The organism is Shinella agrisoli (assembly GCF_046557955.1).
Taxonomy (GTDB): Bacteria; Pseudomonadota; Alphaproteobacteria; order Rhizobiales; family Rhizobiaceae; genus Shinella.
In genome coordinates this window covers 275,198-287,036 of record NZ_JBJIEP010000004.1, presented here as the reverse complement: position 1 = coordinate 287,036, position 11,839 = coordinate 275,198, and the positions used below count along the sequence as shown (strand labels likewise).

Annotated in this window: 12 protein-coding genes; 10 read left to right on the top strand and 2 right to left on the bottom strand. The window is 67.1% G+C overall.

Going from position 1 to position 11,839, the window contains the following annotated elements; translation table 11 throughout:
- Positions 1-157 precede the first annotated feature (157 nt).
- The 10 genes from paaX (at position 158) to ACIIOY_RS05380 (ending at position 9,600) form a co-directional block, all read left to right on the top strand.
- Positions 158-1,051: a phenylacetic acid degradation operon negative regulatory protein PaaX gene (gene paaX, locus ACIIOY_RS05425; RefSeq protein WP_411033603.1), complete on the top strand. Its 894-nt coding sequence runs from the start codon at positions 158-160 to the stop codon at positions 1,049-1,051.
- Positions 1,052-1,232: 181 nt separating this feature from the next.
- Positions 1,233-2,438 (top strand): 3-oxoadipyl-CoA thiolase, encoded by a 1,206-nt coding sequence (gene pcaF, locus ACIIOY_RS05420; RefSeq protein WP_411033602.1) that lies wholly within the window; start codon positions 1,233-1,235, stop codon positions 2,436-2,438.
- 24 nt (positions 2,439-2,462) lie between these two features.
- Positions 2,463-3,467: a 1,2-phenylacetyl-CoA epoxidase subunit PaaA gene (paaA, locus tag ACIIOY_RS05415; RefSeq protein WP_411033601.1), complete on the top strand. Its 1,005-nt coding sequence runs from the start codon at positions 2,463-2,465 to the stop codon at positions 3,465-3,467.
- Between the two features lie 18 nt (positions 3,468-3,485).
- On the top strand, positions 3,486-3,770 hold the full coding sequence (paaB, locus tag ACIIOY_RS05410; protein WP_027675144.1) for a 1,2-phenylacetyl-CoA epoxidase subunit PaaB: 285 nt from the start codon (positions 3,486-3,488) through the stop codon (positions 3,768-3,770).
- Positions 3,770-4,552, top strand: coding sequence for a 1,2-phenylacetyl-CoA epoxidase subunit PaaC (paaC, locus tag ACIIOY_RS05405; RefSeq protein ID WP_411033600.1), 783 nt, complete (start codon positions 3,770-3,772; stop codon positions 4,550-4,552). Before paaB ends, paaC begins: the two co-directional genes overlap by 1 nt.
- A gap of 10 nt (positions 4,553-4,562) precedes the next feature.
- On the top strand, positions 4,563-5,087 hold the full coding sequence (paaD, locus tag ACIIOY_RS05400) for a 1,2-phenylacetyl-CoA epoxidase subunit PaaD (RefSeq protein ID WP_411033599.1): 525 nt from the start codon (positions 4,563-4,565) through the stop codon (positions 5,085-5,087).
- A gap of 22 nt (positions 5,088-5,109) precedes the next feature.
- On the top strand, positions 5,110-6,186 hold the full coding sequence (paaE, locus tag ACIIOY_RS05395) for a 1,2-phenylacetyl-CoA epoxidase subunit PaaE (protein ID WP_411033598.1): 1,077 nt from the start codon (positions 5,110-5,112) through the stop codon (positions 6,184-6,186).
- Positions 6,187-6,204: 18 nt separating this feature from the next.
- Positions 6,205-6,960, top strand: coding sequence for a Phenylacetic acid catabolic protein (locus tag ACIIOY_RS05390; protein WP_411033597.1), 756 nt, complete (start codon positions 6,205-6,207; stop codon positions 6,958-6,960).
- A gap of 65 nt (positions 6,961-7,025) precedes the next feature.
- Entirely contained in the window at positions 7,026-9,083 is a 2,058-nt protein-coding gene (gene paaZ / locus ACIIOY_RS05385; RefSeq protein ID WP_411033596.1) for a phenylacetic acid degradation bifunctional protein PaaZ, read from the top strand.
- A 4-nt stretch (positions 9,084-9,087) separates the two neighbouring features.
- Positions 9,088-9,600 (top strand): acyl-CoA thioesterase, encoded by a 513-nt coding sequence (locus ACIIOY_RS05380; protein WP_411033595.1) that lies wholly within the window; start codon positions 9,088-9,090, stop codon positions 9,598-9,600.
- Between the two features lie 107 nt (positions 9,601-9,707).
- Here the strand turns inward: ACIIOY_RS05380 and ACIIOY_RS05375 are convergent, their stop codons facing one another.
- Both ACIIOY_RS05375 and paaK read right to left on the bottom strand, forming a co-directional pair.
- Positions 9,708-10,304, bottom strand: a complete 597-nt coding sequence (locus tag ACIIOY_RS05375) for a TetR-type transcription factor C-terminal domain-containing protein (RefSeq protein WP_411033594.1) — start codon at positions 10,302-10,304, stop codon at positions 9,708-9,710.
- Positions 10,305-10,498: 194 nt separating this feature from the next.
- Complete coding sequence (gene paaK, locus ACIIOY_RS05370; RefSeq protein WP_411033593.1) at positions 10,499-11,809, bottom strand: phenylacetate--CoA ligase PaaK; 1,311 nt, start codon at positions 11,807-11,809, stop codon at positions 10,499-10,501.
- Positions 11,810-11,839 lie beyond the last annotated feature (30 nt).

Here is an 11,839-nt window from a genome sequence, read left to right as displayed (position 1 = left end):
TCGGCGGACGATGACAGATGCGGCTTAACATTTACTGACGAGAACGCGCCTTCTTCCATGAGGCGCCGGGATGCGTCCTCTCGCCGGGGGCTTTCCGCGCCGGCCTGTTATGCGCTAGTCCTCGGTGCGGCGAAGCGGAAACGAAGGCGAGGGCGGATTGCCGGCGGACAGCGACAGGGCGGAAAGCGCATTCGGCATGCTGATGCGGGCGATCCTTGCGGAAGGCCCGCTGAAGGCGGCGGGCTTCATCGTCACCATCTACGGCGACGTGGTGGAACCGCGCGGCGGCGTGGTCTGGACCGGCAACCTCATCGAGACCTGCGCTGCGGTCGGCATCAGCGAGACGCTGGTGCGCACCGCCGTCTCGCGCCTCGTCGCCGCCGGGCAACTGTCCGGCGAGCGCGAGGGGCGCCGCAGCTTCTATCGTCTCGCCGCGCCTGCCCGCACCGAATTCGCTGCCGCCGCCCGGCTGCTCTTCGGCCCGCCGGAAGCGGCGGACTGGCATTTCGTGCAGCTGACCGGCACGGCGCCGGACGAGGCGATGCAGGTCCTCGAACGGGCCGGCCATGCGCGACTCGGCCCAAGGCTTGCCGTCGGCGCGCGGGCGCTGCCGCCGCTGAAGCAGCCGGCCGTCGTCTTCCGGGCGGAAGTGGTGAGCGGCGAGCGGGACCTCGGCGCCTTCGCCGCCGACCACTGGAACCTTGCCCTGCACGCCGATGCCTATCGCAGCTTCCTCGGCCGGTTCCGGCGCCTTGCCGGATTGCTCGCCGGCGGTGCGCGGCTGAGCGCGGCCGAAAGCCTCGTCGCCCGGCTGGTGCTCGTCCATCAGTTCCGCCTCGTCGTGCTGCGCGACCCGCGCCTGCCGCAGGCGGCGCTTCCGGTCGAATGGCCGGGGGAGGAGGCCCGCCGCCTCTTCAACGACCTCTACATCCGCCTCTCGCCGGGCGCGGACCTTCATGTCGCGCGCAATTTCGTGACGGCTGATGGCCCGTTGCCGGAGGCAAGCGAGGCGACGCTGCGCCGACTTTCGTTGCTGCGCGCCTCGGCCTGAGGCACTTTCCCGTGCGGAAACGCGGTGTTTGTGCTACGATACACTCCGTTGGAATTAAACATCACAGAATTTGGAGAAATTGCCATTGATTTGTGATGTGTCGAGTGATAAATAAGTAACCGATCGGTCGGTCAATCTTTCGAGGAGGATGATCGGCCTTGGATGCCAGGGAGGAAGCCGCGTGTCCGAAGCCTTTATCTGCGATGCCGTTCGCACGCCCATCGGCCGTTATGGCGGGCTGCTGTCGTCGGTTCGTGCCGACGACCTCGCGGCCGTGCCGCTTGCCGGGCTGATGGCGCGCAATCCGGGCGTCGACTGGTCGAAGGTGGACGATCTCATCTACGGCTGCGCCAACCAGGCCGGCGAGGACAACCGCAATGTCGGCCGGATGGCCGTGCTGCTCTCCGGCCTTCCCGTTTCCGTTCCCGCCACCACCGTCAACCGCCTCTGCGGCTCCGGCATGGACGCCGTGGGCATGGCCGCGCGCGCCATCCGCGCCGGCGACTGCGATTTCGTCATCGCCGGCGGTGTCGAGAGCATGAGCCGCGCGCCCTTCGTCATGCCGAAGGCGGAAAGCGCCTTTTCCCGGGCCAATGCCGTCTACGACACGACGATCGGCTGGCGCTTCGTCAATCCGAAGATGAAGAAGGCCTTCGGCGTCGATTCCATGCCCGAGACGGCCGACAACGTCGCCGCCGACTTTGCCGTCAGCCGTGAAGACCAGGACGCCTTCGCCGCGCGCAGCCAGGCCCGCTGGGCCGCCGCCCACGAGGCCGGCGTCTTTGCCGAGGAGATCGTGCCCGTCCATGTGCCGCAGAAGAAGGGCGATCCGCTCGTCGTCGACCGAGACGAGCATCCCCGTCCCGGCACGACGGCAGAGCAGCTTGCCAGGCTCAAGGGTGTCAACGGCCCGGGCCTTTCCGTCACCGCCGGCAATGCCTCCGGCGTCAATGACGGCGCGGCCGCGCTTCTCATCGCCAGCGAAGCCGTTGCGAAAGCGCAGGGCCTGACGCCGAAGGCACGCATCGTCGCCATGGCGGCGGCCGGCGTCGAGCCGCGCATCATGGGCGTCGGCCCCGCGCCGGCGGCGCGCCGCGTGCTGGAGCGTGCCGGCCTTTCGCTCGGTCAGATGGACGTGATCGAACTCAACGAGGCTTTCGCCTCGCAGGCGCTCGCCGTGCTGCGCGATCTCGGCCTGCCGGACGATGCGCCGCACGTGAACCCCAACGGCGGCGCCATCGCCATCGGCCATCCGCTCGGCATGAGCGGCGCGCGCCTCGTGACCACCGCCGCCTACCAGCTCCACCGCCAGGGCGGGCGCTATGCACTCTGCACGATGTGCATCGGCGTCGGCCAGGGCATCGCCATGATTATCGAGCGCGTCTGACGCGTCAGGACAGGAGGAAAGACCATGTATGCCCAGATGGTGAAGACCGATGCCGCCCGCGTCCGCTCCCTCGACGAGATGGACCCGCAGGAACGCGCCTTCCAGGAGCGCATCGATGCCGGCCAGAAGATCGAGCCGAAGGAATGGATGCCGGAAGGCTACCGCAAGACGCTCATCCGCCAGATCAGCCAGCACGCCCATTCGGAGATCGTCGGCCAGCTGCCGGAGGGCAACTGGATCACCCGCGCGCCGACCCTGGAGCGCAAGGCCATCCTGCTCGCCAAGGTGCAGGACGAGGCGGGCCACGGCCTCTATCTCTATTGCGCCGCCGAAACGCTCGGCATCAGCCGCGACGAGATGTACGGGCAGCTCCATTCCGGCAAGGCCAAGTATTCCTCGATCTTCAACTATCCGACGCTGACCTGGGCCGACATCGGCGCCATAGGCTGGCTTGTCGACGGCGCGGCCATCATGAACCAGGTGCCGCTGCAGCGCTGTTCCTACGGCCCGTATTCCCGGGCCATGGTGCGCATCTGCAAGGAAGAGAGTTTTCACCAGCGCCAGGGCTACGACGTGCTCATGAAGATGGTGAAGGGCACGCCGGCGCAGAAGGCCATGGTACAGGATGCGCTGAACCGCTGGTGGTGGCCGTCCCTGATGATGTTCGGCCCTTCCGACGACGCCTCCGTGCATTCGGCCCAGTCGATGGCCTGGAAGATCAAGCAGAACTCCAATGACGAGCTGCGCCAGAAGTTCGTCGACCAGACGGTGCCGCAGGCCGAATATCTCGGCCTCACCATCCCCGACCCGGATCTCAAGTGGAACGAGGAGAAGGGCGGCTACGATTTCGGCGAGCCGGACTGGGAAGAGTTCTTCAACGTGATCGCCGGCAACGGTCCCTGCAACGCGGAGCGCCTCGCCGCCCGCAAAAAGGCCTGGGAAGACGGCGCCTGGTTCCGCGACGGCCTGACGGCGCATGCGGAAAAGGCGGCCGAGCGCCGCGCCGCCGCGAAGATCGCGGCCGAATAGGTTTGGGGAGTGAGAACCATGTCCAGCGAATGGCCGCTTTGGGAAGTCTTCATCCGGGGCCAGCACGGCCTCAACCATCGCCATGTCGGCAGCCTGCATGCGCCCGACGCCGAAATGGCGATCAACAATGCCCGCGACGTCTATACGCGCCGCAACGAGGGCGTCAGCATCTGGGTGGTGAAGTCCGCCGACATCACCGCCAGCGCGCCGTCCGAGAAGGGCCCGCTCTTCGATCCGTCGAATTCCAAGGTCTACCGCCATCCGACCTTCTTCGACATTCCCGATGAAGTGGGGCACATGTGATGGCGACCGCGGCGCTCGACCCGGCGGCCCGTCAGGCCGCGCTCTTCGAATTCCTGCTGCGCATCGGCGACAATGCGCTGATCCTCGGCCACCGCGTCTCCGAATGGTGCGGTCATTCGCCGGCGCTGGAAGAGGACATCGCGCTCGCCAATACCGCGCTCGACCTGATCGGCCAGACGCAGCTCTGGCTCGGCCTTGCCGGCGAGGTGGAAGGCAAGGGCCGCTCTGCCGACGACCTTGCCTATCTGCGCGACGGCTACGAATTCCGCAACATCCTCCTCGTCGAGCGCCCGAACGGCGATTTCGGCAAGACGCTGATGCGCCAGTTCCTGTTCGACGCCTGGCACTATCTGCTGCTCAAGGCGCTGAAGGAGTCCTCCGACAGGCGCATCGCCGAGATCGCGGAAAAGGCCTTCAAGGAGGTCTCCTACCATCTCGACCGCAGCCGCGACCTCGTCATCCGCCTCGGCGACGGCACGGCCGAAAGCCACCGCCGCATGCAGGCGGCGCTGGACGACCTCTGGCCCTTCACCGGCGAGATGTTCATGAGCGACGCCATGGACGCCGCGCTGGTCGAGGCCGGCATCATCCCGGCGCCCGAGAGCCTCAAGGCCGGCTGGGACGAGATCGTCGCCGACGCGCTCGCCGAAGGCACGCTGAAGAAGCCCGCCGACGGCTACATGCACAAGGGCGGCCGGCGGGGCGTGCACACCGAGCACCTCGGCTACATCCTCTCCGAGCTGCAGTTCCTCCAGCGCGCCTATCCGGGCGCCACCTGGTAGGGAGGCGGCGATGGACCCGGCGCTCCGTCCCTCGGTCGACGAGGTCTGGCACTGGCTTTCCGAGGTGCCGGACCCGGAAATCCCGGTCATCTCGCTCACCGACCTCGGCATCATCCGCGATGTCGCCTGGCAGGACGATACGCTGGTGGTGACGGTGACACCGACCTATTCGGGCTGTCCCGCGACCACGGTGATCAACCTCGACATCGAGGCGGCGCTTGCCGGAAGGGGCCTTTCCAAGGTGCGCCTGGAGCGCCGGCTCTCGCCCGCCTGGACGACGGACTGGATCAGCGCCGAGGGCCGGGAAAAGCTCAAGGCCTACGGCATCGCCCCGCCCATCGACGGCACGGCCGCCGACGGCGTCTTGATGAAACGCATCGACCGGCTGTCCGGCCGCTCGAACCTCACCATCGCCTGTCCGCGCTGCGGATCGACGAACACCGAGAAGATCAGCCAGTTCGGCTCGACGCCCTGCAAGGCGAGCTACCGCTGCACCGACTGCCTGGAACCGTTCGATTACTTCAAGTGCATCTGACCCAGAGGGAGAGGGCCCGCACATGGCACGTTTTCATCCCCTGACCGTGACCGACGTTCGCCGCGAGACGCGCGATGCGGTGGTGGTCACGCTCCGGCCGTCCGACGAGGACCGGGCCGTCTTCGATTTCACGCAGGGCCAGTACCTGACCTTCCGGCGGAAGTTCGAGGACGAGGAACTGCGGCGCTCCTACTCGATCTGCGCCGGCAAGGACGAGGGCGTGCTGAAGGTCGGCATCAAGCGCGTCGACGGCGGCTGCTTCTCCACCTGGGTCAACGAGAACCTCAAGGTCGGCGACACGCTGGAGGCCATGCCGCCGATGGGCGCCTTCTTCACGGCGCTTGAGCCGGACGTGGCTAAGCATTACCTCGGCTTTGCCGGCGGCAGCGGCATCACGCCGGTGCTTTCCATCATCAAGACGGTGCTGGCGCGCGAGCCGCGCTCCCGCTTCACGCTGGTCTACGCCAACCGGCAGATCAGCTCGATCATGTTCCGCGAGGAGCTGGAGGACCTGAAGAACCTCTATCTCGGCCGCCTCTCCGTGCTGCATGTGCTGGAGAGCGAGGCGCAGGACATCGACCTCTTCACCGGCCGCGTCGACGGCGAGAAATGCGCCGCGCTTTTCAGGAGCTGGATCGACGTCAAGTCGGTCGCCACCGCCTTCATCTGCGGCCCCGAGCCGATGATGCTGGCGATCGCCGCGGCGCTGCGCGCGCACGGGCTTCGGGACGACCAGATCAAGTTCGAGCTCTTCGCTTCCTCGCAGCCGGGCCGGGCGCGCCGCAAGGTCGAGCAGGCGAACGGCGCCGACCATGGCGCGGCCTGCGAGGCGACCGTCACGCTGGACGGCGCGACCCGCACCTTCAAGTTCCCGAAGCACGGCCAGAGCCTGCTCGATGCCGCGCTCGAAAACGCGATGGACGCGCCCTATGCCTGCAAGGCCGGCGTCTGTTCCACCTGCCGCGCAAAGGTGCTCGAGGGCGAGGTCGAGATGGAAACCAACCATGCGCTCGAGGACTACGAGGTGCGGCAGGGCTATGTGCTGACCTGCCAGTGCTACCCGCTCACCGACCGCATCGTCGTCAGCTACGACCAGTAACCGCAGAGGGAGGGCAGCATGTCCGATACGATGCCGATCGAGGACTACCTGGCCAAGGGCGGCGTGCTGTCGTCGCCGGCCAACGTGCCGCCGCGCTACCGCGGCGAGCTTTTGCGGCTGATGGCGAGCTTCGTCGACAGCGAGCTCGCCGGCTCCGCCGGCTTTGCCGATACGATCAACGACGCGCCGGGCATCCAGGAGCGAATCTCCGCCGCCCGCATCGTGCTGGAAAAGGCCGACCACGCCGGCAAGGTTCTGCGGATCATGGAGACCTTCGGCGCCGATGGCGGGCGCTATGCCGTGCACCATCCCTGGGCCGCGCGGCTCGCCCGTGAGGCCGATATCGGCGCGGCCCGGCAGGGCGGCGACATGCGCCTTTCCGTCTTCCACTACCCGCTGGAGGGCTGGGTGGACGCCGTGGTCATGAACGTGCTGATGGGCCGGGCGAGCGTCGTGCAGCTCAAAGAGCTGTCGCGCGTCTCCTACCAGCCGCTTGCCGAGGTCTTCCGCGCCATCCTGCCGCGCGAGACGCGCCATGCCGAGCTCGGCCTCGCCGGCCTCGTGCGCATCGCCGACGACGCGGAAGGCCGCGCGAAGGCGCGGGCTTCGGTCGCCTACTGGTATCCCCGTGTCGCCGCGAGCTTCGGCCATTCCGGCTCGGCCCGCTTCGAGACGCTGTCGCGTTTCGGCCTCAGGCACACGCCCAACGAGACCCTGCTTGCCGAATGGCGGGCGGAAGCCGATGCGCAGCTTTCTGCGCTCCGCCTGAACTGAGTCGATCCCAGGAAGAGTGTGAAGCGGTTTTCCGTCCGGGATCGCGTGAATAGGAAGGAAGAAAGATGAACGTCATGGCAAACCGCCCGCGCCGGCTCGAAAGCTATGTCGGCGGCCAGTGGGTCGCCGGTGCGAAGGAAGGCGTGCCGCTGCTCGACGCCTCGACGGGCGCGCCGGTCGCCTTCATCGATTCCACCGGCATCGACTTCAAGGCGGCCCTCGCTTACGGCCGCGACAAGGGCGGGCCGGCGCTCAGGCGGATGTCCTTCCACGAGCGCGCCACGATGCTGAAGGCGCTCGGCCAGGCGCTGATGGAGAAGAAGGAAGAGTTCTACGCCCTCTCGACGGCCACCGGCGCCACGCGCGCAGACAGCTGGGTCGATATCGAGGGCGGCATCGGCACGCTGTTTTCCTATGCGTCCAAGGGCCGGCGCGAGCTGCCGAACACCCGCGTCCTGCTCGACGGCGACGTGGAGACGCTTGCCAAGGACGGCACCTTTGCCGCGCAGCATATCCTGAGCCCCCTGCAGGGCGTCGCGATCCATATCAACGCCTTCAACTTCCCCTGCTGGGGCATGCTGGAGAAGCTGGCGCCGACGCTCCTGGCAGGCGTTCCGGCCATCGTCAAGCCGGCGAGCCAGACGGCCTATCTCACCGAGCTCATGGTCCGCCGCATCGTCGAGGCCGGCATCCTGCCGGAAGGTGCGCTGCAGCTCGTCTGCGGCTCGGTCGGCGACCTGCTCGACCATGTCGAGGGCCAGGACGCCGTGACCTTCACCGGGTCGGCGGCGACCGGCCGGCGCCTCAAGACCCACAGGGCGATCGTCGAGAACGCCGTGCGCTTCACCATGGAGGCCGACAGCCTCAATGCCGCCGTGCTCGGCCTCGACGCCGCGCCTGGCACGGAGGAGTTCGACCTCTTCGTCCGGGAAGTCGCCCGCGAGATGACCGTGAAGGCCGGCCAGAAGTGCACCGCGATCCGGCGGGTCATCGCGCCGCGCGCCTATGGGGAGGCCCTCGTCCAGAGCCTCGGCGACCGTCTCGGCAAGACGGCGATCGGCAACCCCGCCGACGAGGCCGTCCGCATGGGCCCGCTCGCCAGCCTCGACCAGCGCGAGGAGGTTCGCGCGCGCATCCGCGACCTTTCCGCCGATGCGCGGATCGTCGCCGGCGATCCGGACAATCCGAGCGTCACATCCGGGGATGCCGTGGCCGGCGCCTTCCTCAACCCGGTGCTGCTCTATTGCGACAAGCCGGCCTCGGCCCGCGCGGTCCACGACGTCGAGGCTTTCGGCCCGGTCAGCACCGTCATGCCCTACGACACGGCGGAGGAGGCGGTGGAGCTTGCCCGCCGCGGCAAGGGCAGCCTTGTCGCCTCGGTCTTCACCAACGATCCGGGTTTTGCCGAAGAGGTCGTGTTCGGCCTTGCGCCGTTCCACGGCCGCGTGATGATCGGCAACCGCGCCAGCGCAAAGTCCTCCACCGGCCACGGCTCGCCGCTGCCGGGTCTCGTGCACGGCGGCCCCGGCCGTGCGGGCGGCGGCGAGGAACTGGGCGGCATGCGTGGCGTGAAGCACTACATGCAGCGCACCGCCGTGCAGGGCGCGCCGACCATGCTTTCCGCCGTCACCGGCCGCTGGATCCCCGGCGCCGAGGTGCGTGCGGGCGGCGAGCATCCCTTCCGCAAGTCGCTGGAGGAGCTGAAGATCGGCGACCAGCTCGTCACCGCGACGCGCACGGTGACGCTCGATGACATCGAGCATTTCGCCAACTTCACCGGCGACACCTTCTACGCCCACATGGACGAGGACGCGGCGAGGGCCAACCCGTTCTTCGACGGGCGCGTGGCGCACGGCTACCTCATCGTCTCGTTTGCCGCCGGCCTCTTCGTCGATCCCGCGCCGGGTCCCGTGCTCGCCAACTACGGCGTCGACAACCTGCGCTTCCTGACACCGGTCAATCCGGGTGATACGCTCAAGGTGCAGCTCACCTGCAAGGAGATCAACCCGCGCGCCAATGCCGAGCACGGCGAGGTGCGCTGGGATTGCAGGGTGACCAACCAGCTTGGGGCCACCGTGGCGCAGTACGACGTCCTGACGATGGTGGCCAAAACGAGAGAGTGACCGCATGACGCCGATGGAGCAGGATCCACGCCGCCTGGAAATGACCGTGCTGATGACGCCCGACATGGCGAATTTTTCCGGAAAGGTCCACGGCGGGGCGCTGCTCAACCTGCTCGACCGCGTGGCCTTCTCCTGCGCGTCGCGCTACTCGCAGCAATATGCGGTGACGCTTTCGGTCGACCAGGTGGTGTTCAAGGAGCCGATCCATGTCGGCGAACTCGTCACCTTCCGCGCCTCGATCAACCATACGGGGCGCACCTCCATGGAGGTCGGCATCCGCGTGGAGGCGGAGAACATCCGCTCCGGCCACCGCCGCCACACCAATTCCTGCTACTTCACCATGGTCGCGGTCGACGATGCCGGAAAACCGGTGCGCGTGCCGGCCCTGCGGCCGGCGGACGCCGTGGACGTGCGCCGCTACAAGGCGGCCGAGCTGCGCCGCACGCTCCGGCGCGAGTTTGCCGAACGGCTGGAGTCTGTCGCCGCGACGGGCAAGGATGTGGATCCTCGGCCTTGAGCCGGGGATCCACCGCCGCGCCCGGAGCATGGATGCCCGGGTCAGGCCCGCGCACGACGGAGGAGAGGTGGTGCGTGCTTTCAGCGCCGAAGCGAAATGCGTAACCCTCAGGTTACCGCCTTCACGCCCTCGAGGATCAGGGTCGTCGCGATATCCGCATATTCGTCCCGCGTGATCGGCCCGTTGGGGCGAAACCACATGTAGACCCAGTTCATCATGCCGAACAGCGACATGGTGACGGGCATCAGCAGCGGACGGTCCCTGTTGAGGTCCGGATTGATGTCGCGGATGACGCCGGAGAAGCGCTTGACGATCTGCCGCTCGATCGCCTGCAGTTCGGAAAGCTGCTCCTGCGAGAGCGCGCTGGTGCCGTTGAGCTGCACCTTGTGCTCGTTGTCGGCGCCCTCGTAGTTCTTCAGCACGGCTTTCACCAGCAGGCGCAGCCGCTCCTGCGGGGGCAGGTCCGGACGGTCGGCCGCCTCGATCGCGCCTTCCAGCTCCGTCAGGTGCGTGCGCACGATGTCGAAGATCAGGGCGTCCTTGCTCGGATAGTAATGGTAGAGAAGCGCCTTGGAGACATTGCTGTGCGAGGCGATCATCGACATGGAAGCCTTCTCCATGCCCATCTCGGCGAAGACCGCCGCCGCACTTGTCAAAATGCCACGCTGTTTTTCCTCGAAATCGACTGCGCGCGTGCGTGCCATGGTTCCTGCTCTGCTCGTTCCGGGCGTCTGGCCGCGTCGGGAGAACGGCCGTTCTCCCTATACACAGTCAACCCGGTGCCGGGATAGGGCATCTTCGTTGTCCTTCGAATGACGAGGATACCCTATCTCATTGTTTCCATACAATTCCGGGCACAAACCTCCGCATTGCTGCTGAACTTGCCTTGCCCGGCGTTTCATTCTTTGGGGCGGTTGTCGACCACCCGTTTGGCCTTGCCTTCGGAGCGCGCGACGCCGCCCGGCTCGTGCACGTGGATCTTCGTGGAAACGCCGACCACGCTCTTGATGTGGTGGGCGAGCTCCTTCGCCGATCCAGCGCGCGCCCCCTCGTCGGCCGCCTCCGGCGTACATTCGACATGGACCGTCATGTTGTCCATACGGCCGGCGCGTGTCAGCTCGATCTGGAAATGCGGCGCAAGGCCGCGACATTTGAGGATCTGCTCCTCGATCTGCGTCGGGAAGACGTTGACGCCGCGCAGGATCATCATGTCGTCCGAACGGCCGGTGACCTTCTCCATGCGGCGCATGGAGCGCGCCGTGCCGGGCAGAAGCCGCGTCAGGTCGCGCGTGCGGTAGCGGATGATCGGAAGGCCTTCTTTGGTGAGCGTGGTGAAGACCAGCTCGCCGATCTCGCCGTCAGGCAGCACCGCTCCGGTCTCCGGGTCGATGATCTCCGGATAGAAATGGTCTTCCCAGATGTGCAGTCCGTCCTTCGTCTCGACGCATTCGTTGGCGACGCCGGGTCCCATCACCTCCGAGAGGCCGTAGATGTCGACGGCGTGCATGTCGAAGGACTGCTCGATCTCCTCGCGCATGGCGTTCGTCCAGGGCTCGGCGCCGAAGATGCCGACGGCGAGCGAGCTTTCGCGCGGATCGACGCCCTGGCGGCGGAACTCGTCGAGGATGGAGAGCATGTAGGAGGGGGTCACCATGATGATGCGCGGCTTGAAATCCTGCATCAGCGTGACCTGGCGCTCCGTCATGCCGCCGGAGATCGGCACGACGGTGCAGCCGAGCCTTTCGGCGCCGTAATGCGCGCCGAGACCGCCGGTGAAGAGGCCGTAGCCATAGGCGACGTGCACGATGTCCCCGGCCCTACCGCCCGAGGCGCGGATCGAGCGGGCGACGACGGTCGCCCAGGTGTCGATGTCCTTCTGGGTATAGCCGACGACGGTCGGCTTGCCGGTGGTGCCGGAAGAGGCGTGGATGCGCGCGAGCTTCTCACGCGGCACGGCGAACATGCCGAAGGGATAGGTGTCGCGCAGGTCCTTCTTGGTGGTGAAGGGGAATTTCGCGAGGTCGGCAAGAGTCCTGAGGTCGGAGGGATGGACGCCCGCCTCGTCGAAGCGCTGGCGGTAGAAGGGGGAGTTCCCGTAGGCATGGGCCAGCGACCACTTCATGCGCTCGAGCTGCAGCGCGGAAATCTCGTCGCGCGAGGCCGTCTCGATCGCTTCCAGGTCGCCGGGGCGGGGGGAAAGGTCTTCCATGATGTCTCCTCCGAGAATGCGGGTGCCGGC

Coding starts and splice junctions, on each gene's coding strand:
- paaK (WP_411033593.1), bottom strand. CDS start 11,809: ATGGAAGACCTTTCCCCCCGCCCCGGCGACCTGGAAGCGATCGAGACG.
- paaE (WP_411033598.1), top strand. CDS start 5,110: ATGGCACGTTTTCATCCCCTGACCGTGACCGACGTTCGCCGCGAGACG.
- paaD (WP_411033599.1), top strand. CDS start 4,563: ATGGACCCGGCGCTCCGTCCCTCGGTCGACGAGGTCTGGCACTGGCTT.
- ACIIOY_RS05375 (WP_411033594.1), bottom strand. CDS start 10,304: ATGGCACGCACGCGCGCAGTCGATTTCGAGGAAAAACAGCGTGGCATT.
- ACIIOY_RS05390 (WP_411033597.1), top strand. CDS start 6,205: ATGTCCGATACGATGCCGATCGAGGACTACCTGGCCAAGGGCGGCGTG.
- paaA (WP_411033601.1), top strand. CDS start 2,463: ATGTATGCCCAGATGGTGAAGACCGATGCCGCCCGCGTCCGCTCCCTC.
- ACIIOY_RS05380 (WP_411033595.1), top strand. CDS start 9,088: ATGACGCCGATGGAGCAGGATCCACGCCGCCTGGAAATGACCGTGCTG.
- paaB (WP_027675144.1), top strand. CDS start 3,486: ATGTCCAGCGAATGGCCGCTTTGGGAAGTCTTCATCCGGGGCCAGCAC.
- paaZ (WP_411033596.1), top strand. CDS start 7,026: ATGAACGTCATGGCAAACCGCCCGCGCCGGCTCGAAAGCTATGTCGGC.
- paaC (WP_411033600.1), top strand. CDS start 3,770: ATGGCGACCGCGGCGCTCGACCCGGCGGCCCGTCAGGCCGCGCTCTTC.